This is a genomic window from Microcoleus sp. B9-D4 (assembly GCF_036705105.1).
Taxonomy (GTDB): Bacteria; Cyanobacteriota; Cyanobacteriia; order Cyanobacteriales; family Microcoleaceae; genus Microcoleus.
In genome coordinates this window covers 141,175-163,052 of the sequence record NZ_JAUBTS010000001.1, presented here as the reverse complement: position 1 = coordinate 163,052, position 21,878 = coordinate 141,175, and the positions used below count along the sequence as shown (strand labels likewise).

The 21,878-nt window shown below is 45.9% G+C and carries 12 protein-coding genes and 1 pseudogene; 7 read left to right on the top strand and 6 right to left on the bottom strand.

The features are described from left to right. Positions 1-33 precede the first annotated feature (33 nt). The 4 genes from QUB24_RS00620 to QUB24_RS00605 form a co-directional block, all read right to left on the bottom strand. Entirely contained in the window at positions 34-2,391 is a 2,358-nt protein-coding gene (locus QUB24_RS00620) for an FHA domain-containing protein (protein ID WP_333149620.1), read from the bottom strand. Between the two features lie 70 nt (positions 2,392-2,461). Further along, positions 2,462-4,279 carry an ABC-ATPase domain-containing protein gene (locus QUB24_RS00615; protein ID WP_333149618.1) on the bottom strand — a complete coding sequence of 606 codons (1,818 nt, stop codon included), beginning with the start codon at positions 4,277-4,279 and terminating at the stop codon, positions 2,462-2,464. A 148-nt stretch (positions 4,280-4,427) separates the two neighbouring features. Next, complete coding sequence (locus tag QUB24_RS00610; protein ID WP_333149616.1) at positions 4,428-5,465, bottom strand: M20/M25/M40 family metallo-hydrolase; 1,038 nt, start codon at positions 5,463-5,465, stop codon at positions 4,428-4,430. 352 nt (positions 5,466-5,817) lie between these two features. Next, positions 5,818-6,396 carry a hypothetical protein gene (locus QUB24_RS00605; protein ID WP_333149614.1) on the bottom strand — a complete coding sequence of 193 codons (579 nt, stop codon included), beginning with the start codon at positions 6,394-6,396 and terminating at the stop codon, positions 5,818-5,820. A gap of 342 nt (positions 6,397-6,738) precedes the next feature. Here QUB24_RS00605 and QUB24_RS00600 point away from each other — a divergent pair, with 342 nt between their 5' ends. Then, positions 6,739-10,086, top strand: coding sequence for an EAL domain-containing protein (locus QUB24_RS00600; RefSeq protein WP_333149612.1), 3,348 nt, complete (start codon positions 6,739-6,741; stop codon positions 10,084-10,086). A gap of 537 nt (positions 10,087-10,623) precedes the next feature. Further along, the gene (gene glgP, locus QUB24_RS00595) at positions 10,624-13,182 is read left to right on the top strand and encodes an alpha-glucan family phosphorylase (protein WP_333149894.1); all 2,559 of its coding nucleotides are present in this window, start codon (positions 10,624-10,626) and stop codon (positions 13,180-13,182) included. Between the two features lie 563 nt (positions 13,183-13,745). On the opposite strand, the gene mnmG is transcribed toward glgP, so the two are convergent. Beyond that, positions 13,746-15,662 (bottom strand): tRNA uridine-5-carboxymethylaminomethyl(34) synthesis enzyme MnmG, encoded by a 1,917-nt coding sequence (mnmG, locus tag QUB24_RS00590; RefSeq protein ID WP_333149609.1) that lies wholly within the window; start codon positions 15,660-15,662, stop codon positions 13,746-13,748. A gap of 179 nt (positions 15,663-15,841) precedes the next feature. Here mnmG and QUB24_RS00585 point away from each other — a divergent pair, with 179 nt between their 5' ends. Next, the gene (locus QUB24_RS00585; protein WP_333149607.1) at positions 15,842-17,500 is read left to right on the top strand and encodes a DNA methyltransferase; all 1,659 of its coding nucleotides are present in this window, start codon (positions 15,842-15,844) and stop codon (positions 17,498-17,500) included. On the opposite strand, the pseudogene QUB24_RS00580 reads toward QUB24_RS00585, so the two are convergent. Continuing rightward, a pseudogene (locus QUB24_RS00580) lies at positions 17,499-17,771 on the bottom strand (FAD-dependent oxidoreductase); the annotation flags it as partial. The gene QUB24_RS00585 and the pseudogene QUB24_RS00580 sit on opposite strands and share 2 nt — an antisense overlap. A 207-nt stretch (positions 17,772-17,978) precedes the next feature. On the opposite strand from QUB24_RS00580, the gene QUB24_RS00575 reads away from it, so the two are divergent. The 4 genes from QUB24_RS00575 (at position 17,979) to QUB24_RS00560 (ending at position 21,796) form a co-directional block, all read left to right on the top strand. Further along, a complete protein-coding gene (locus QUB24_RS00575) occupies positions 17,979-18,695 on the top strand; it encodes a DUF3800 domain-containing protein (protein WP_333149605.1) in 717 nt (238 codons plus the stop codon). 804 nt (positions 18,696-19,499) lie between these two features. Then, a complete protein-coding gene (locus QUB24_RS00570) occupies positions 19,500-19,829 on the top strand; it encodes a hypothetical protein (protein ID WP_039887994.1) in 330 nt (109 codons plus the stop codon). 198 nt (positions 19,830-20,027) lie between these two features. Further along, positions 20,028-21,557, top strand: a complete 1,530-nt coding sequence (gene psbB, locus QUB24_RS00565; RefSeq protein WP_333149602.1) for a photosystem II chlorophyll-binding protein CP47 — start codon at positions 20,028-20,030, stop codon at positions 21,555-21,557. Positions 21,558-21,700: 143 nt separating this feature from the next. Beyond that, positions 21,701-21,796 carry a photosystem II reaction center protein T gene (locus tag QUB24_RS00560; RefSeq protein WP_006635641.1) on the top strand — a complete coding sequence of 32 codons (96 nt, stop codon included), beginning with the start codon at positions 21,701-21,703 and terminating at the stop codon, positions 21,794-21,796. Positions 21,797-21,878: the final 82 nt, after the last annotated feature.

The following is a 21,878-nucleotide window of genomic DNA, read 5'->3' as shown; positions in this document are numbered from 1 at the left end:
AATGAACTGTGAGTTAAAAAGGCGTAATTTTAATTATAAAATATCCTTCCGCTTCTGCAACCACAGAGTCAACATTAAATAAACGAAAATATGCACGCACAAAATAGCCCAATTTAAACTCAAATTCTCCCAGGTTTGATCGTAAACAGGAGTAGGCTCAAACGGCTGAGGAAGCGTACTCCCATCCGGTAATGTAGTAGGCGCGGGAACCATCCCATTCACATTAACTAAAGAGCCGTAAGCACCCACAGACCAGCGGCTTAACATCAGCCAAGAAAACTTGCTCGCCGCACCTTCCATCTTAAACAAAACTCCCGAAAAAATAATCTGAGGCAGCAATAATAGAGGCAAAGCGCTATTAGCTTGAGAGCTATTTTTAACAATCGCGGAAACGACTAATCCGAGACTTATGCAGCTCATCAAAGTTAGGAATGTGGTAATACTTGCTCCCACAGGCCAGGAAATAAAACTCGGTTCGGGGGATTTAAAAGCAATTAGAATAACTCCTACCATTAACAACGTTTGCAATACTGCCAAACCGGAAAGTATGAAAAATTTTGAACCTAAATAAGCAAACAATCCTAAATTGACCAAACGTTCTCGCAGATAAATAGCAGATTCTTTAACAATTTCTTGCAGAGAAGTTGCCAGCCCTACCCAAATCGCCGCGCAGGTAAATACAAACAAAACTCTGAGTGCTAAAGGTGCTAAAGTTGCCTCCGGTACTCCAATTAACGGGTCTTTATCTCTGACGGCCAGCCGCAGCAAACTAATGCCGATCGGCGCTGTCAAAAGAGCTAAACTCAAGTTAACTAAGTCGCGGGAAACGAGTTGAAAATAGCGCTGGGCGAGCAGAACGAGTTGTTTGAGAAAAGATACAGAGTTTGGCTTGGGAGGTGCTTGTTTTTTTCCTGCGTTGCCAGTGCTGAAGTGGTTGACAATATAGCGATGATAGTATTCAGATTGTTTGAAATTTGCCGCCCACCTAGGAACGTTGGTTTTATCTGCTAATTCGTTGTAAATGTCGGCAAAATCGCCATTTTTTAGCTCGAAAAAATCGATCGCTTCCGCAGGCGGGCCGAAGTAACAGAGGTATCCGGGGAGACCCATAAAAGCAATACGATCGCACATCGTGATATTTGCCGTCGCGTGAGTCACCAGAATCACCGTCCGGCCTTGATTTGCCAACTTTCGCAGCAGTTGCATCATCTTCTTATCCAAACCCGGATCGAGTCCTGAAGTCGGTTCGTCTAAAAAGAAAAGTTTCGGGTCTGCTAAGAGTTCAACTCCGATGCTGACCCGCTTCCGCTGTCCGCCGCTAAGCTGTTTTACCAAAGCCTTGCGACGGTGAGTCATTTCAATATCTTCTAAAGTTTTTGCGACTACCTGATTGACATCTGTATCGGGAGGTAAGCGCAATTTAGCTGCATAACTCAAGACTTCTTCTACTGTCAAATCTGCGTGCACAATATCATCTTGAGGCACGTAACCGATTTGATTGCGGTAAATATTGAAGTTTTGGCGCAGGTTGTCGCCATTGAGAAACACAGCGCCGTTAGTAGTTTTTTCGATGCCTAAAAGCGTCCGCATTAAAGTAGATTTTCCCGCACCGCTACCGCCGACTAAAGCCACAAACTGCCCCGGTTCGATCGCCAAAGTGATGTTATCCAAACGCTTCGGAATCACCAGACTGTCAGCATCCAAACGAATTTGATGGCCGGAGTCTTGCATCTGCAACTCACCGCTGCGGTAAGTTAGAGTAAACGGGCCGATCCGAATTGCATCTCCCTCGGACAACTGTACGGAATTTGTGACTCGCTGACCGTTCACAAAAACCCCGTTAACGCTGTGGTCTCGCAAAATATAATTGCCGCGGCTGTCTTGGTCAATTGTGGCGTGGCGTCTAGAAACAAGCGGCGCATCTAATTGCAGCGAAGCGTTTGGATCGCGGCCCAACAAAACCGACCGATTCTTAAGAAGAATTGACTGCTTGCTAGAGACAGCAACCTGATTCGCCAGCGGATTAAAATAAGTCAGCAAAACTTGATTTTGAGGATCGAGACCGATTTTAATTTCTGTGCCATTTTTCAGACAATAACCGTCATTGGGAGTGATGCGAGTGCGATCGACAAATAAGCCATTAGTGCTCGGCCGCTGCCCGTCACCGTCGTAAATCCAGTAATTATCCCCAATTTGGCGCAAAACAGCGTGAAAATTGGAAACTACCTGCCAGGGTTCAGTGTCGGGTACGATTAAATCGGCACGAGTGCGATCGCGCCCCAATACGTGCTGCTGCTGTTTTAACTCTAACTGTAAAACCTGCCCTTGATTGCTTAATACTATATAAGGTCGATCGCTTAAAGCAGTCAGTTGTCCTATATTGCCTGTCATACTTCTATCGCGGTTTTTGCACTCACTTTTGTCAGCATATCAAAAAGTGGTAGTCATTAGTCATTAATCATTAGTCATTAGTCATTTTGGCAACAACCGACAAACTGCGAAGCCGATTAATTGCCGCCGCCAATTCAAACCGTCGAAACATGGCAAAATCCCCTTCAGGAAAAGGCGATAAAATATCCATCCCCTGCGCCTCAATATCTGCCATCACCAAATCTATGATTTCCGACAAAGTGCGTTTCCCATCCATGTATTGCTGCTTAGCATAAACCATTGCCGCAGCGATCGCCCTTAACTGTCCCCTGTCCACAATTTGCTCAACCGCACCCAAATCAATCTCCTCAGTTCCGAAAGCCAATTCATCAACATCCCGCACCTTCACCCGCACATCTCGCCGTCCCCGACTCGGATCTAAACTAGCAGGAATCGGCACTCTTTGAGTAATCTTACCAAAATTTTCTCCCCCTTCAGCCTCGCGACTAATCGAGTAATTTTTAGCAATCTCTTTAGCTTTTTCCGTCACATTATATGCTTGAAAATTCTCCAGTGCAATCACAGTATCTGCCACATCAAAATAATCGCCGCTGCCCCCCATGACTAAAATAGTCGATACGCCATAATCCGCATATAAATGTTTAACTTTATCAATAAACGGCGTAATCGGTTCCTTATCCTTAGCGATGAGTTCCTGCATTCTGCGATCGCGAATCATAAAATTCGTCGCCGCCGTATCCTCATCCACCAATAAAACAGGCACTAAATCCTCTTCATAAATTAATCCGTGTATCCGTGTCAAAATCCGTGTCGTGCCTTCCTTCTTCCTTCTCCCCACTTCCAAAGCCTCAATAATATTAGCAGCTTGCGACGTGCTACCGCTCGCATTCTCGGTATAAAATTGTGCAGTATCTCTACCTTGCGGCAAGTGGTTAATAAAAGGCGAAATATCAACTCCCGCAACACTTCTCCCATCTTCCGCTCTAATTTTCACCGCCGCCGGATTAGTCACCACAAATTCCCTACCATCTCCCGGAATTCGGTTGTAAACTCCCAACTCTATCGCCCTGAGTAAAGTTGATTTGCCGTGATAGCCGCCGCCAACAATCAAAGTAATGCCAGCGGGAATACCCATACCAGAAATCAAACCGCGATTCGGACAATTAAACTCAACTTTTAACGACGGCGGCGACTGAAAAGCCACAGCATTATTTAACAAAGGACTGTTGTCAACACCGCTGCGGCGGGGTAAAATAGAACCGTTAGCCACAAACGCAACTAATCCTTTTTCAGCTAACTGTTCCCGCAGCCAGTCAGCATCTTCTACAGTTTCAACGTGACGGCGACATTCAGCAGCATTTAAGTTAGCATACTTCAGAGATTTACTGACAATTTGCGGAATATCTTCGCACAGCATTTCAGCAGCTTGTCGCCCTAAGATACTGCGTCCGCCCGCTGGAAGTCCGACGGCAAATCGCAGTTCAACTCCTCCTAAATCTTCGATATCGGATGTATTTGAGGAAAGGATAAATGCCGAAGTTCGCTCTAAAACTTCTTGTCCGAAGCGAGTCACTGCAATCAAACCGCTTTTCCCAGTGCCGCGTAGGCTGCTGATGCTGTGTGCTGCTTTGTCAAACTGGCGAGTTAGGTAATCTCGCAAGGCTATTTCTAGACTGCGAGAGTTGAAAAGTTCGCGGCGAATTTGAGCAATGTTGGGGGGAACTATGACTCTAAATTTACTGGGATAAGCAAAGGGATCTCCCTGGACGTAATCAATAATTAATGTGAATTCTGAAAATTCGTAACTACCTTGAATGTCTTTGTATGCTTTGTAGCCTCGATTGTCTAGTTGCAGTAAATGCCGTTGCAGGCTTTCTTTGTTAGTCATTTATTATTAGTTATTAGTTATTTAGCTGGTTCCTAGGCAGAGCCTAGGAACCGATGCCCAGAGGCTCTGCCTCGCTTGCTTGGCGTGGGAAAATTGGAGGCAGAGCCTCCGGATATGCGTTACCAGGCAGAGCCTGGTAACGAGTAGATTACCGAATTTCCAATAATTTAGCCGTGGCATTAACAACAATTTGAGCAGAACCGGCGAAAAAAGCTCGATCGATAGTTGCTAATGTATCGCTAGATTGGTGATAGTGGGGCGATCGCAAATTTGCAGTATCCGTCACCAACACAGCACCAATTCCTTTATACCAGAAAGGCGCGTGGTCGCTCCGCAAAACATCGGGAGTCAGCAACCCTTTCAGGGGAACCGGCAGCGCCACCACAGGCGGCAAATCGGCTTTTCCAGACTCCGCAAAACTTTTCAATAGCAGCGGATGTTCCGCATCCCCAATCACAGCGATAAACTCGCCTTTGTCGGGAGAAGTTACCCCCGATGCTTCTAAAAAAGGTTGCGCTGTCAATCCTTCGGGATATTGCTGGCATCCGGGAGTGCGGCAGGCATAACCTACCATATCTAGGACGATCGCTCCTTGCAAATTTTTTAACCGCGCCTCGCTACCTGTAAATGCTAAACTGCCTAAAAGTCCGATTTCTTCCCTGTCGAAAAATGCTACTTGCAGTGTCCGAGGCGTGGGGCGAGAACCCAGCAATCTTGCTACTTCTAAAACTACTGCAACTCCCGTCGCATTGTCGTCAGCGCCGGGGGAGTTTGGTACAGTATCGTAGTGTGCTGCTACTAAAATTGCACCGGCGTTTGAGTCAGTGCCTTTTCTCTCAGCGAAGACGTTGATTCCGCGATCGAACTGCTGCAACTCTGCGGAAAATCCTAATATTTGCAATTGCTGGGAAATGTAGTCTCTCGTGAAAGAGCGAGCTCGTTCTCCCTCGCGTTCTCCTGCTAAAATATCTACGTGTTTCCACAACCGAGACGGATCAATTTGGGGCAGATAAACTGCATTTTTTTCAGCAGGAAGCGGTAAGGGAGACGGGTTTTGGGAAGTGTGGATATTGCGATCGACCCAAACTTCTGGTACAGCCGACAACCGCTGCCACGAGTCAGAACCCCAGCCGACAGCCGTCACCGCAACCAGAATAAATAGCGCTATCCAAATCAATTGTTTCATCAGTAAATCTATTTGAGATTTTAGACAGAGCTTACGCACTCTTGGCTCTCATCAACCGGGTTGTTTAGCGGAAGCGAGGGCTGCAACAAAGTCTTTTTGTAAAACCCGGTTGATGCGTCCAGAACAGTTATATTTTAGATTTTAGATTGGCACCAGAGTTAAAAATAAACCTGTTTCAAAAAATGAAACTCCAACATCTTAAAATTAGCTGCGCCCGAGGCAGTTTTGTATTTTTTATCGGAAAAAGCCTGTCAAAGCCTTGGGATGTTGCCGTCGAATCTGTGTTGCTTATTGGAGCCTTCGACGGCGACATTCAAATCACTAATTTACATTTAAACTTTACAAGTCAAAACTATTGTTTTTCCCACTCAATCTCCTTATTCTCCAAAATCAACCCGCTGCTGCTGGGAACAGCGTAAGGAATAGTTTTGGCCGAAAATTTGACTATTTCAGTTGGTTGTTGAAACCACTCGGAATAACTGGGATTTAGTTGGTCGTACAGTGCTTTTAAAGCTTGGATTTCTGCCTCTAGCTGCGCTGCTGCTTGATTGATTCTGCGAGCTTGTGTTTGCAAGCGCTTTTCCCCGGTTTGAACTTTGTTTTCTAGTTCTTGCCAGTGCTCTCCGGCCACCACTTTTTCTAGTTCACCTTGCTTGTAATTGAGTAAAGCCTGTTTTTGTTGCAGTTGCTTTTCAATATTTTTAGTCTCTCGGTCAATTTCCTGGATTTGCTGCAACCACTGCTCCCCAAAAGCAGCAGTTTGCTGGTGGAACTCGGCAATGGCTTCAGGAGTATTATTTTTGGGAAAACTGACTGCTACTCGGCACTCAGAGCGCTGTACGCCAAGTTTTTCCCGCGACTCTTGCAGGGCGGTAACTTCTGCTTGCAGCGCGCGGACTTCTTTTTGGAGTTCTGGGATGGTCTGACTCATGGGTTCAATTAGTTGACCTCTGCATCGATTTTAAGCTGATTGTTTATTTTTCTAACAAATCCCCGTCGCCTCCTTGCGGGAATTATCTAATTTTAGCGCGCTCCCACCCGGTGTCTAGGCAGAATGGCGGATAATTTGTGGCACAATGACTGATGACACATTTTAAATTAAGATTAAAATTATAATTAGTTATAAAGCTCAATTATTAGCTTGGTAAAATTTAATTTACAAATCCACATAAATTAATGGTGGCTGGGTTTTCCTATGGCAGAGAAAGTTCTGCTAAAGTTTTTTAAATTTATGGTTCATCCAAAAAATATTGGGGAGTAGGAAATAGAGCAAATGAAAATAATTTTTCAATTAATGTTGGGATATTTCGCGGTTGCTATTTTTGGTGTGGAATGTGGCATAAATCCCAAAATATTACCGACAAGTCTAGGAGATGGACATGGCACTCGCCCTGTAGAAGGGATTTTGGTTGGGTCTCACAAACATAGCTATTTGCGATCGGCATCTCGCCCCCTTACTTCTGCAAGTGCCTCATTATTTTTGGATAAATTCTCCCAAAGTGAACCAGTAAAATTACCGATTTACCATTATAGACCATCTCAGGAATCTCCTAGAAAAGAAGCTACTCTTAGATTAAAAACAATCGGTTATTCTCTGGTTTTTCTTTGTTTAGTAATCTCATTATTCATCCGGGGGAAGACAGTAAATAGCTTATCCAAGACGATGAGGTTAATCAAGCCGAAGTCTGAAACAGAGAATGACAAGCTACCAAAAGGAGAAAAAGTGTTATATCCAAAAAAAGAACAGGATATCTGGCATACTATTGCCCAAATGACCCAAGATTTGCAGCAAACTGCCGAATATGCTCTCGATATTTGCGAGGAAATGAACGTCTCGATAATTGCGACCACCCCCGGCGGTCATATCCTATCGTTAAACCAAGCTACCTGTCAACTTTTGGGATACTCTAAAAAAGAGTTGTTAGGCAAACCAATAGCCGGACTTTTTAAGAAAAGTGAATCCCCAGCCCCGGAGTTAGATTTAGGAAGTTTAACAGCAGAAGGTTCTGTCCACAACGTGGAAAAAGTCTACCTTTCCAAACATGGAAAAAAAATAATTGTACTGCTTTCTATTTCACTTATTCGCGACGGTAAAGGTCAGGTCAGCGGCAAGTTATATATAGCACAAGATATTACCGATAGCAAGCGGGCTGAAAGAAATTTGCGGCGCAGTGAAAAAAAGTTTCGCCAACTGATAGAAACTGTCAATGCTGTGGCATTTATCTATCACCGCCGACAGTTCCGCTACGTCAATGCTCAGACAGAAGCTCTGACAGGATATACTCGCGAAGAATTACTAGCATTGGATTTATACGACTTAATTCATCGAGATTTTATAGAAATAGTTAAAAAATGGGGTAAATCCAGTCATGCGCGCTCAACAGCAGGCTCTAAATATGAATTAGTAATAGTCACGAAAACAGGAGAAATGCGCTGGATTGAAGCAACTGTAGATATTATAAAATTTGAAAAAAAAGCCTCAATATTAATCACAGCATTTGACATCAGCGATCGCAAATTAGCAGAGTTAGAACGAGAAACATCTTTTTCCTTGCTTCAAGCAACCATTGAATCTACTGCTGACGGTATTCTGGCGGTTGACAGTGGAGGCACAGTGCTCACCTTTAACCGCAAATTTGCCGAAATGTGGCAGTTGCCGGATTTGCTGGTTGATTCGAGAGATAACAACCCAATTTTGGGGTTGGGAATCAACCAGTTAAAATACCCGGAAATATTTCTCAATCGTGCTAAAGAATTGTCCGATCGCCCCGCCGCAGAAAGTTACGATATCATCGAGTTGACAGATGGCAGAATCTTCGAGCGCTACTCGTTGCCCCAGCGCACGGGAGGCAAAATTACTGGTCGAGTATTCAGCTTTCGGGATGTAACGGAACGGGTGCACTCCGAAGAAAAACTACGCAAAAGCGAAGAACGCTTTCACCTGCTGACGCGGGCGACAAATGATGCAGTATGGGATTTTGATTTGTTAAAAAATGAGTATTGGTTGAGCGAAGAATTTGAAAAAGTTTTTGGATACAAACTCAACGAAAATCAGACTATAGAATTAGAATCTTGGTGGCTAAATATTCATCCCGAAGAACGGGAAAGAGTGATGTCAAGCTTCTACGAAACAATGACCTCAGACGCTCAATGTTGGTCGGAAGAATACAGCTTTCACCGTGCAGACGGGGGATATGTTTTTGTGCTCGATCGTGGCTATATCATCCGTAATGAAAGTGGCAAAGCAGTAAGGGCGATCGGCACGATCATGGACATTACTCAGCGCAAGCAAGCTGAAGAAATTATTCGCTATCAAGCTGTTTATGACCAACTCACCGGTTTACCGAACCGGATACTTTTTAACGAGCGGCTGCTGGCCTCCTTAAAACAAGCTAAAACAACCCAAAAAATGCTAGCTGTGATGTTTTTAGACTTGGACAGGTTCAAAAAGATTAATGATACACTAGGTCACGCTGCGGGCGATCGCCTGTTAGAAGGTTTTGCCGGACGCATCAGCGACACTTTGCGATCGACTGACACGGTTGCCCGGTGGGGAGGCGACGAATTTACCATACTGCTTCCCGATATCAATTGCTTAGAAGATGCAGTTAAAACAGCTCAAAGAATACTCAACAATTTAAAGCCAGCATTTAAACTAGAAGGACAACCGTTTCATGTTAGCAGCAGCCTCGGCATTGCCCTTTATCCCGATGATGGTGAAGATGCCGAAACTTTAGTCAAAAATGCCGATGCTGCCTTGTACCGCGCTAAAGAAATGGGAAGAAATAACTATCAGTTATATACTTCAACAATTAATCCCCAAGGCAGCCATTTACTAACTATAGAACACAGGCTGCACGAGGCTTTAGAACAGGGAGAATTTGAGGTTTTCTACCAGCCTAAAGTCAACATTACTACTTGGAAAATTCAGGGCATGGAAGCCCTGCTGCGCTGGCAACATCCACAATTAGGTTTAGTTACTCCCGCTACATTTATTCCGATCGCCGAAGAGAACGGACTCATTGTACCTATTGGGGAATGGGTGCTGCAAACAGCCTGCACTCAAAATAAAGCTTGGCAGGATGCTTTGCAGCCAGATTTGCGGGTAGCAGTCAACGTTTCGGCTAGGCAGTTCCAGCAATTTAATTTATTAGAAATGGTAGCGAACTGCTTGGAAAAAACTGGTTTAGCACCCAAGTATTTAGAGTTAGAAATTACCGAGACTACAGCCATGCAAGATGTGGATTATACCACAAAAGTTCTCAGGGAGTTGCAGAATATGGGAGTGCAAATTGCACTGGACGATTTCGGCACGGGTTATTGTTCTCTAAATTATCTCAAAAAGTTTCCCTTGAATATCTTAAAAATAGACAGGTCGTTTGTCAGCGGATTGACGACCGATCCCTGCGAACGGGCGATCGCCAAGGCTGTAGCGACCCTGGGGCGAGATTTGAACTTGAGCGTGGTAGCCGAAGGAGTAGAAACTAAAGAGCAGTTAGAGTGTTTGCGCGAACTCCACTGTCAAGAAATTCAGGGTCATTATTTCAGCCCTGCACTATCAGCCAATGATGCTAGGAAGCTATTGCTAAATTCTCAGTTGCAACAAGTGAAAATTGCTTAATTAGTCATTAGTCATTAGTTATTAGTCTTTAGTCATTAGTTATTAGTCATCAGTCAATTGTAGGGTGGGTGAGGCGCGGTTCAAGATTTATCTATTGCTGACAATAGTTAATCGGCGCGCCTCACCCACCAATAGGGATCAGGTGCTTCGTGCGCCCCCGAAAGTTATAGTTCTTGACCGCGAATCTTAGTCTCCCGACTTATTTTCCTGCGCTGCACCCCCAACATCATCACTGCTAGAGCGCTTCGGCGGGCCTAAGTTGTCGGGCAATTCGTTAAGATTCTTGCCCAAAGCGTGACACAGCGCTTTAACTTGAGGAATTGTCAGCTCAGGGGCATCAAGTCCTCGCTCCCGCCACCGCAGTTAAAAGCTTAGCTGAGTTAGGGACACGGCACTGCTGTGTCATTGCAGATAGTCGATACAGATCGGCATCGCGATCGCCCCCCGCAGCTTAAAACTTAAAATAGTGTGCAGAATAACGGACTTGTACCTAAAGACAGACGAAAATATCGCTACCCCAACATAAAAACTTTGTCTATGCAGCCAATTCGCACATTTAACGTTTCCCCGTCGCTACCGACAATTCTCGAACCCCTACGCCAGCTTGCCTACAACTTGCACTGGGACTGGAACGTCGATACCAAAGACCTCTTCCGCCGCCTCGATCGAGACCTGTGGGACTCCAGCAACCAAAACCCGGTGCTGATGCTCGGAACCATATCTCAAGAGCGACTGCAAGAAATGGCAGAAGACGAAGGCTTCATTGCTCAAATGAACCGAGCAGCCCAACAATTAGACGATTATCTCAAAAATCGCGCCTGGTACCGGAAACAGCGCGGCACCGAGCAGCAAGAATGCTACGCTTACTTTTCGATGGAATTCGGCTTAGTTAAAGCCCTACCGATCTATTCCGGTGGTTTGGGCGTGCTCGCAGGCGACCACCTCAAATCAGCTAGCGATTTGGGCTTGCCCTTAGTCGGTGTCGGCCTGCTTTACCAAGAAGGCTATTTTTCGCAGTATCTCAACGCCGACGGCTGGCAGCAAGAACGCTATCCGCTCAACGATTTCTACAATATGCCGCTGCACCCAGAACGCAATCCCGACGGTTCGGAATTGCGGATTGAGGTGGACTATCCCGGCCGCAAGGTGTATGCCCGGATTTGGCGAGTACAAGTGGGAACGGTTCCTTTGTACCTAATGGATACAAATATTGAACCTAACAGCCGCTACGACCAAGATATTACCGACCAACTGTATGGCGGTGATAAAACTCTGCGGATGCACCAAGAAATCATGCTGGGCATCGGCGGCGTGAAAATGCTCAAGGCATTGGGGCTGACAGTTACGGCTTATCACATGAATGAAGGCCACGCGGCTTTCATGGCTTTGGAACGCATTCGGATGCTGATGGAGGAATATCACCTGAGTTTCGTAGAAGCGGAACAGGTGGTGGTTTCGAGCAGTATGTTTACGACTCACACGCCGGTGCCTGCTGGGTTTGACTTGTTCGAGCCGGATATGGTGATGCACTATCTGAGTCAGTATCCCAAGATATTTGGCTTGTCGCAAGATGAGTTTTTAGGATTGGGCAGGGAGAATACTGGGGATTTGTCCGCACCTCTGAATATGGCAATTTTGGCAATTAAAATGTCGAGTTTTGTCAACGGGGTGGCGGCTTTGCACGGTGTGGTGTCGCGCCCGATGTTTCAGGGTTTGTGGCCGGGTTTGCCCCAGGAAGAAGTACCGATTACTTCGATTACCAACGGGGTGCACGCTCGCAGTTGTGTGGCGAAGTCTACTCAGGAGTTGTACGATCGATACCTCGGCCCGGACTGGGAAATGACCGGTAAGGACGATCGACTCTGGGATCGGATGTCGTCGATTCCTGATGAGGAACTGTGGCGCAATCACGAACGCTGTCGATCGGAGTTGGTGGTGTTCGCGCGGGAGTGGCTGCAAAAGACTTTGCGTGAGCGCGGTGCTGCCCAAACCGAAATCGAACACGCGCGGGAGGCTCTCAATCCGAAGGTGCTGACGATCGGGTTTGCCCGCCGCTTTGCTACTTACAAGCGGGCGACGCTATTTTTGCGCGATGTCGATCGAATTATGCGGATCATGCGGGATCAAAATCGCCCGGTGCAGTTTGTGATTGCTGGGAAGGCTCACCCGATGGATATTCCCGGTAAGGAATTGATTCGGGATATCGTTCACTTCATCCGCGAACACGAGACGATGAGCTCGATGGTGTTTTTACCGAACTACGACATTAACGTTGCTCGGATGATGGTGTCTGGCTGCGATGTGTGGCTGAATACGCCACGCCGCCCGCGTGAGGCTTCGGGTACTTCCGGGATGAAAGCTTCGATGAATGGTTTGCCGAATCTGAGCATTCTTGACGGATGGTGGGATGAGGCTGATTATGTTCGTACCGGTTGGCCGATCGGACATGGCGAGTTTTACGAAGATACTAAGTATCAGGATGAGGTAGAGGCGAATGCTTTGTACGACTTGATGGAAAAGGAAGTTGTACCGCTGTTTTACAACCGGGATGCTGATGGCATTCCCCGCGGTTGGACGGCGAAAATGAAGGATTCTATTCGCTTGAATTGTCCTTTGTTCAATACGGCTCGGATGGTGAAGGATTACGCGCGGCGCGCATATTTCCCGGTGAGCGATCGCTACCACACCATGACTTCAGATAATTGCGCTCCGGCCAAGGAGTTGTCTCACTGGAAGAAGCACGTTCTCGCGAAGTGGCACGATATTAAGATTGAGGCTGTTGATATTTCCCAAGATAAAGAAGTTAAAGTCAATCAGTCGATATCTGTTAAATCTCGGATTAATCTGATGGGATTGACGCCTGCAGACGTGCAAGTTGAACTTTATCAAGGCTCGGTTGATGCTAACGGCGATATCATTGGTGGCGTGCCGGTGGTGATGGAGTATTTGGGAGAAGATTCTCACAATGCTAGCCTTTATACGGCTGACATTACTTATACTTCTAGCGGTTTGCAAGGCTTGTCGTTGCGCGTTTTGCCGAAGCACGATAATCTCAGCAGTCCTTATGAAGCTGGCGTGATTCTCTGGGCACATTAAAGGAAGCAAGAAGGAAGAAGGAAAAGGGAAGAAGGGCACGACACGGATACACGGATGAATTTAACTGTGTTTCCCAATTCTCCCCCTCTCCCCCTCTCCCCCTCGCTGTCTCCCCCTCTCTCTCGCACTCTTTATGGAAGTTGGGGTTCGAGGATTGATAAATATCTACAATAGACTGGCAGAGTTTCATCAATTCTAGTTGACATTCTGCCAGTTTTCTGTTTTTGTGGCGTTGCTGAATACAGGTATCAATTCCCGATTTCGGAGTTTTTATAAGCCAAGTCGGGTGAGTTTTGTAAATTCCGATAAAAGTTGATTCATACCGTGACTCAGCAAAGCCCAGAATCTATATCCATCAATATGAAAGCCGCCAAACAAAAAAGTGGTGCCACAATAGCCAAACTTTTTCATACTACTATAGCAATCCTCGCATCATTTGTGAATTTCTTACTCCCTCCCCTTGATAAGGGGAGGGTTGGGGTGGGGTAAAAAGTTTACGACTCCTGCAAGGATTGCTATATTGCATAAAATTGAAGGAAGCCTTGAGACACCTCTAGTTTAGGTTATTTTCCCACATCCGCTGGCTGCTGACGGTTTCGCACTTCCAGAAAAATCAACAAAGCATTAACATCAGCCGGATTCACCCCGCCAATTCTCGCCGCTTGACCAATCGTCAGCGGTTTCACCTTAGCCAACTTTTCCCGCGATTCTTTGGAGAGAGTTGTAATTGCCATATAATCCAAATCTGCAGGCAATTGTCGGCGTTCATGTCTGACAATTTCATCAATTTGATTTTGCTGTTTTTGCAGATAGCCAGAATATTTGATATCAATTTCCGCACCATCTTTCTCAGCCAACTTCAGACTAGAATTGCCTAAATTGTACCGTTCCAAATCGACATAATGAAAACCCGGACGACGCAACAAATCAGCCAGAGTAATCGAACCTTTAATCGCTTGTTGACTATCAGCCAAAATTGCCTTGCCAACTTCCTCGTGTTCTTTCACCCGCGTCGAGTACAAGCGTTCCTTCTCTGCCACAATATTAGCTTTTTTCCGCTCAAACAACTCCCAGCGGCGATCGTCAATCAAACCAATTTCCCGTCCCAGCGGCGTCAAGCGTTGATCCGCATTGTCCGATCGCAATAATAGCCGATATTCCGATCGCGAAGTCAACATCCGGTAAGGTTCCCGCAAATCCTTCGTACACAAATCATCGATCAAAGTCCCGATATAACTTTGCTCGCGAGGAAACACAATCATCTCCTGATTTTTCGCAAACCGGGCCGCATTAATACCCGCCACGAGCCCCTGTGCAGCCGCCTCCTCATATCCAGTTGTACCGTTCACCTGACCCGCGCAAAACAGCCCTTCAATCTTCTTAGTCATCAGCGTGGGAAAGCACTGAGTTGCCGGCAAATAATCGTACTCCACAGCATAAGCAGGGCGCATCATCTCGCACTTTTCCAAACCCGGAAGAGTCCGCAGCATTTGCAATTGCAAATTTTCCGGTAAACCAGTAGAAAATCCTTGGATATAAAGTTCAGGAATATCTCTACCTTCCGGTTCAATAAAAATCTGGTGACTTTCCTTATCCGCAAACCGCACAATCTTATCTTCAATACTCGGACAATAGCGCGGCCCCTTCGCATCAACCCAGCCGCCGTAGACTGGAGAAAGGTGCAAATTGTCTCTAATTAACTGGTGAGTTTCCGGCGTAGTTCGAGTTAAATAACAAGGCATTTGTTCCCGTTCGATCCAAACTTCTGGATCGAAACTAAACCAGCGAACCACTGCATCTCCCGGCTGCGGTTCCAGGTTGGTGTAATCCAGAGTACGTTTGTCAACTCTTGCCGGAGTTCCGGTTTTCAACCTGCCAGTTTCAAAGCCCAAACGATTGAGAGTTTCCGTCAAACCAACGGCGGCAAATTCTCCGGCACGTCCGGCGGGCATCGACTTATTGCCAACCCAAATTGTGCCACCTAAAAAAGTACCTGTAGTCAGAATTACTGCTTTGCATTCAAAAGCGACGCCGAAGTATGTTTCTACTCCGATAACTTCTTCGTTTTTGCCCAGAACTAAGTCTGTCACCATCGCTTCCCGGATGGTCAAATTGGGTTGATTTTCGACAATATTATTCATCACAGCGGCGTATTCCCGCTTGTCAGTTTGAGCTCGCAGCGCCCACACTGCGGGGCCTCTCGAAGAGTTGAGGATGCGCTTTTGTAAGTAGGTGCGATCGGCCATTTTGCCAATTTCCCCGCCTAACGCATCAACTTCGTTAGTAAGTTGAGTTTTAGCCGGGCCGCCGACAGCCGGATTGCAAGGTTGCCACGCAATTTTGTCGAGGTTGAGGGTGAGGAGAAGGGTGCGACAGCCGAGGCGAGAAGTGGCGAGGGCGGCTTCGCAGCCGGAGTGTCCGCCACCTACTACGATGATGTCGAAACTGTCTTGGAATTGTACGGGTGTTTGTGCAGTCATTCGATTTTAGATTTTAGATTTTAGATTTTAGATTGAAGGATTAATTCCCTCTTGAGTCTGGGAAGTAATTAATCCGGGATCTTGTTTATTGGATACCATTATATAGTATAATTCAAAATAGGTCGTCAAATACAGACATAAGCAGCAGTTACGCCTGCAGTTTAAAGGAAATAACGAAAATGAAAATGGAAAATCAACTATTTTACGGTGACAATCTCGAAGTCTTACGCAGACACATCAAGGATGACTCAATCGATTTGTGCTACATTGACCCGCCTTTTAACTCAAAACGCAACTACAACCAAATCTATAATAACATTGGCAAGGAAGACCAAGGCCAAGCACAAGCTTTTATTGACACTTGGACTTGGGACGATTATGCAAATCAGGGTTTAGCTGAAATCTTGGAAAATTACCAAGGAAAATTTACATCACAAAGTATTGATTTAATCGCGGGTTTAACCAAGGTATTAAGCAAAGGCAGTTTATTAGCATATTTGGTTCACATGACTTTGCGAGTAGTCGAGATTCATCGAGTCTTAAAACCTACGGGTAGCTTTTATCTACATTGCGATTCTACAGTTAGTCATTATTTAAAATTAGTATTAGATGGGATTTTTTGTCCGCAAGGCGGAGATTTTATCAATGAAATTGTCTGGAAGCGTACAAATGCCCACAGCGATACTAAACAAGGTCGCAAAGCTTACGGAAATATTACTGATGCTATTTTATACTATACTAAAAGCAAGGACTATAAATTTAATACTCAATTTCTCGGCTATACTCAAGACTATGTAGAAAAATTTTACAAGTATGTTGATGCTGATGGTAGGCGTTATCAGCTTGACAACCTGACTGGCCCTGGTGGTGAGGCAAAAGGCAATCCTTACTATGAAGTTATGGGCGTTAAGCGGTACTGGCGTTACAGTCAAGAAAGAATGAACCAGTTAATTGTTGAAGGGCGAGTAATTCAGACAAAACCGGGAACTGTACCGCGATACAAACGCTATCTTGATGAAATGTCAGGTACCCCCTTGCAGAATATTTGGGATGATATCAAACTAATTCAGTCACAGTCAGCAGAAAGACTGGGCTATCCCACACAAAAGCCTTTAGCTATTTTAGATAGAATTATTCAAGTCAGCAGCGATGAAGGTGATGTAGTTTTAGATGCTTACTGCGGTTGCGGTACTACCGTTTGTGCTTCTGAGCGCCTCAATCGCAAATGGATCGGAATAGACATTACTTATCAAAGTATTAGTTTAATTCTCAAACGCCTTGAGGATTCGTTTGGTCAAGGTGTACTCGAACAAATTAAGTTAAACGGCATTCCTAAAGACATGGAATCCGCAATTGCCCTTGCTAATAAAAAAGACGATCGCACGCGCAAAGAATTTGAAAAATGGGTGGTGCTTACCTATACTAATAATAGGGCAACTATTAACGCTAAGAAAGGTGCAGATCGAGGCATAGATGGCATTGCTTACTTTCAAGGTGACAAAGATGAACCAGAAAAGATTATCCTGCAAGTTAAATCAGGGAAGGTGCAATCAGGAGACATCCGCGATTTGCAAGGGACAATTACCCTCGAACAAGCAGCCTTCGGTATTTTTATCAGTTTGAAAGAGCCAACTAAGGACATGATTAAAACTGCTAAGTCAGCAGGAATATATCAAAGCAAATATATGAGTCAAAGTTCCGACAAAATACAAATTGTTACTATTAAGGAGATTTTAGAACAGAAAAAACGGCTAGATGTTCGCCTGAGTTTGGAAGTAGTGAAAGCAGCCGAAAAACAAATGGAAGTTAAAGGGAAGCAGTTAGAACTAGATATTTAGAAAAGAGTGATCGAGGTAAATAAGTGCGATCGGCCATTTTGCCAATTTCCCCGCCTAACGCATCAACTTCGTTAGTAAGTTGGGTTTTAGCAGGGCCGCCGACAGCCGGATTGCAAGGTTGCCACGCAATTTTATCGAGGTTGATGGTGAGGAGAAGGGTGCGACAGCCGAGGCGAGAAGTGGCGAGGGCGGCTTCGCAGCCGGAATGTCCGCCACCTACTACGATGATGTCGAAACTGTCTTGGAATTGTACGGGTGTTTGTGCGGTCATTCGATTTTAGATTTTAGATTTTAGATTTTAGATTTTAGATTGACTTCACGGATTAATCTGGGGGCTGGTAACTTGGATGTTGGCGATCGACACAAGGGCAGGCAGGCGAAAAATGAAGTTTTAGTCTTGTCTTTATTTTAGTATAAGTTAAAAGCTAAAAAATACTTATAATGTAGCGATTGTGTCAAAAAATTACCATAAGGCAAGATGACGATTTTATTTTACGTTGATGAGGGTGGCACTGGCTGGAAAGATATAGAGACAAATTTCTTTTTTTTAGCTAGCTTTGCTATCCATGTCCAGGACTGGTCACAAATGGATAGCAAATTTTCAGCACTTAAAAAGGAGCTCTTGAGTCGAAGGGAACCTGAAGACTGGGAACTTAAGGGGCGCGATATTTGGCAAGGTCAGGGTTCATTTAAGGATTTTCAAAGGACAGTCCGTCTTCGAGCGTTCAAGGAAGTTTCAGAAACTATGAGTCAGTTACCTTGCCATATATTCGCTGTTCAAGTCAATAAAAAAAGATTGCGCGAAACCAGTGAAGATATTAAAGATGACACTGGTTTGTATCGCTTAAGTTTCAATCAATTATTAGATATGCTAGATGCTTATCTAGATCTATCTAACGAAACTGGAATATTACTTATGGATTCGCGCTCAACTCAGCATACCAGTATTCAGGATGGGAGATTGCTCAGAGTGTATCGAGATTGGAAGTCACCAAAAATATTTTCTAACTTTGTGGAACTACCTTTGTTTGGCTTCTCAGAATTTTACACTGGTTTGCAGCTAGCAGATTATGTGGTGTACTTGATCGATCGTTATTCAAAGGAAGCAGGGACAGCCAGTGGTCATACTGAATTGGAGGAAGCCTACTTTTTTTGGCTACAGGAGAATAAAATTACATTAGTTCAACTACCTTAATTTGGGAGGTTTGTTAAAAAATCCACGACCCTTAAAAAGTAGTCGTGGATTAAAGCTAGAAAACACAACCCCTGGGTGGGGGTCAGTCAAGAGTTTTTTTGAGTACAAGGTTTTTCAACAACAGGCGCACGGTATTTCAATCGCGCTATAAGTCCCGTGCAGTTCGGGATACCTAGTTGTTTAGACAGGCGCACGGCATCTCAACCGCACCATAACTCCCCGTGCAGTTCGGGGCACCTTGTCTCTGACAGGCGCACGGTATCTCAACCGTACCATAACTCCCCGTGCAGTTCGGGGCACCTTGTCTCTGACAGGCGCACGGTATCTCAACCGTACCATACCTCCCCGTCCAGTTCAGGGCACCTGTCATTTAATACCAGTATATAGTACGATGAAAGGTTTTGTCAAATATCGAACTGTCATAATTGGGGTAGATTAATCGAGATTAAGATGATGCGATCGACAGCCAGCGACCAAAAAAGCAAAATTACCACAACCTTGTTAGGGCCCCCATACACATTTGAATGGTTAGAACTTCCTGCCCCAAGCGAGGGGCTGTGAGGAGTATTCCCCCTCGAAATGCTGGGAACTGCACTCGACTTGAAAAATATAAGATTGGAGGTTTTGCCGATCGACCAGACCGAAACTTATCGGACAATTCTGTAGATTTACCCAACAGCTTGCAGATTACCTACATCTTCTCTCCTCTTCCTTCGCACCCTTCGCGCCTTCGCAGTTCAATAATTCCGTAATCAGGCAGTTTTGCGTTATGTTAGACAAAAAAATCTCAACAAGCGTACACAAGTGAAATACTTCTTCTTATCCGACGGCTGGAAAGTTGGGCGCGTTTGGGGCGTCGGCGGCGAGTGGAGTCACGCCGCCTGGAGGCGGGCGCCGGACATCCAACAGCTCAACCTCTGTCTTTCCGATCGCAACGAAAAAATGTGGCTCTACCGCGTAGAAGACGCCGTACTCATGGTAGAAGTCCAACCCGCAGTCCGTCCCGATCCTGCCGATCCCGCCAAAAATATCGGCAACGTTACCCTCACCAGACTGATCGATGCCGAACAAGTCCTCGAACGCCTCGGGACGATCGCCGCCCGCTGCGAAATGGGCAACCCGCAACTAATGTAATGCTCAACATATTGCAATCGGTTCTAACACTCGATACACTTCTTTAAATAACTTTCATTTTTATGCCTCCACCTTTGAAGGTAGATGGCAGTCGGCAAAAGGCAGAGTTTAAACCCTGCAGGTAACTGCTGGGGATTCAGAATCTGACTTTTCCGTAAAAATAGACATCATCACTTACACCTTGGAGAACCGCAGTCAATGGGACTACCCTGGTATCGCGTACACACAGTCGTCTTAAATGACCCAGGCCGATTGATTTCTGTACACTTAATGCACACAGCCCTCGTGGCAGGTTGGGCCGGCTCAATGGCCCTTTATGAACTAGCAGTTTTTGACCCCACAGACCCAGTTCTGAACCCAATGTGGCGTCAAGGGATGTTCGTGTTGCCCTTCATGACTCGCTTGGGAGTTACGGGTTCTTGGGGCGGTTGGAGCATCACTGGCGAAGGTAACGTCGATCCGGGCTTCTGGTCCTTTGAAGGCGTCGCCGTCGCTCACATCGTCCTCTCTGGCCTGCTGTTCTTAGCAGCAGTTTGGCACTGGGTATTTTGGGACTTAGAACTTTTCAGAGACCCTCGCACCGGTGAACCAGCCCTCGACTTGCCAAAAATGTTTGGCATTCACCTGTTCCTCTCCGGCTTGCTCTGCTTCGGCTTCGGCGCATTTCACCTTTCGGGACTTTTTGGCCCCGGAATGTGGGTGTCCGACCCCTACGGCCTGACCGGTCACGTCCAGCCAGTGGCGCCTTCTTGGGGCCCTGAAGGCTTCGATCCGTTCAATCCGGGCGGCATCGTGGCTCACCACATTGCAGCGGGCGTAGTCGGCGTAATTGCCGGTTTGTTCCACTTGACAGTGCGGCCGCCGGAACGTCTTTACAAAGCCCTGCGGATGGGGAATATCGAAACTGTACTTTCTAGCAGTATCGCTGCTGTGTTCTTCGCAGCCTTTGTGGTTGCGGGTACGATGTGGTACGGTTCTGCTGCAACTCCGATCGAACTTTTTGGCCCGACTCGCTATCAGTGGGACAGCGGCTATTTCCAACAAGAAATCGATCGCAGAGCTCAAGCTAGCTTAGCCGGTGGCCAAAGCTTCCAAGAAGCTTACGAACAAATTCCTGAAAAATTGGCTTTCTACGACTACGTGGGCAACTCTCCTGCTAAAGGCGGTTTGTTCCGGGCAGGCGCGATGGTCAATGGCGACGGTATTGCCAAAAGCTGGCTGGGCCATCCAGTATTTACTGACAACGAAGGTCGGGTATTGTCGGTTCGCCGCCTCCCCAACTTCTTTGAAACTTTCCCAGTAATTTTGACGGACAAAGATGGGGTCGTTCGTGCTGACATCCCCTTCCGCCGTGCTGAATCCAAATACAGCTTTGAACAAAGCGGAGTTACCGTCAGTTTCTACGGCGGCGAACTTAACGGTCAAACCTTTAATAATCCTCTAGATGTTAAGAAGTTTGCTCGCGCTGCTCAAAAAGGTGAAGTGTTTGAATTCGATCGCGAAACCTTGAATTCTGACGGTGTTTTCCGCACTTCGACTCGCGGTTGGTTCACATTCGGACACGTTTGCTTTGCTTTGCTGTTCTTCTTCGGCCATATCTGGCACGGTTCTCGGACTATTTTCCGCGACGTATTTGCTGGAGTTGAGGCTGACTTGGAAGAACAAGTCGAGTGGGGCCTGTTCCAAAAACTGGGCGACGTGACCACCAGAAGACAAGAACCTCTCTAAATTTCGCCAGCCTCTGGCTAGCCGGGGAACTTCCCCGATATAAAAAAACCCGGTTTCTTGAAGAAACCGGGTTTTTTTGGTTAATAATAAAACCAGCAATTAAGATAAAATAATACGGCAAGGGAAGATAGGGAAAATTTAACATGGAAAGTGTTGCTTACATTTTGATTCTGGCTTTAGCCATAGGCGTACTATTTTTTGCGATCGCCTTTCGGGAACCTCCCCGGATTGGCAAATAATTAGCTATACGCCTGCGGTAAGTCCAAAATATCCTGAACCGGACTGCGGTTAGCCCGCATCATAGTGATCTAATTTGGTGCG

Bases quoted from the DNA above. Each gene is read 5' to 3' on its own strand.
- mnmG (WP_333149609.1), bottom strand. From the start codon at position 15,662: ATGACTGCACAAACACCCGTACAATTCCAAGACAGTTTCGACATCATC.
- QUB24_RS00605 (WP_333149614.1), bottom strand. From the start codon at position 6,396: ATGAGTCAGACCATCCCAGAACTCCAAAAAGAAGTCCGCGCGCTGCAA.
- QUB24_RS00610 (WP_333149616.1), bottom strand. From the start codon at position 5,465: ATGAAACAATTGATTTGGATAGCGCTATTTATTCTGGTTGCGGTGACG.
- QUB24_RS00615 (WP_333149618.1), bottom strand. From the start codon at position 4,279: ATGACTAACAAAGAAAGCCTGCAACGGCATTTACTGCAACTAGACAAT.
- QUB24_RS00560 (WP_006635641.1), top strand. From the start codon at position 21,701: ATGGAAAGTGTTGCTTACATTTTGATTCTGGCTTTAGCCATAGGCGTA.
- QUB24_RS00585 (WP_333149607.1), top strand. From the start codon at position 15,842: ATGAAAATGGAAAATCAACTATTTTACGGTGACAATCTCGAAGTCTTA.
- psbB (WP_333149602.1), top strand. From the start codon at position 20,028: ATGGGACTACCCTGGTATCGCGTACACACAGTCGTCTTAAATGACCCA.
- QUB24_RS00575 (WP_333149605.1), top strand. From the start codon at position 17,979: ATGACGATTTTATTTTACGTTGATGAGGGTGGCACTGGCTGGAAAGAT.
- QUB24_RS00600 (WP_333149612.1), top strand. From the start codon at position 6,739: ATGAAAATAATTTTTCAATTAATGTTGGGATATTTCGCGGTTGCTATT.
- QUB24_RS00620 (WP_333149620.1), bottom strand. From the start codon at position 2,391: ATGACAGGCAATATAGGACAACTGACTGCTTTAAGCGATCGACCTTAT.
- glgP (WP_333149894.1), top strand. From the start codon at position 10,624: ATGCAGCCAATTCGCACATTTAACGTTTCCCCGTCGCTACCGACAATT.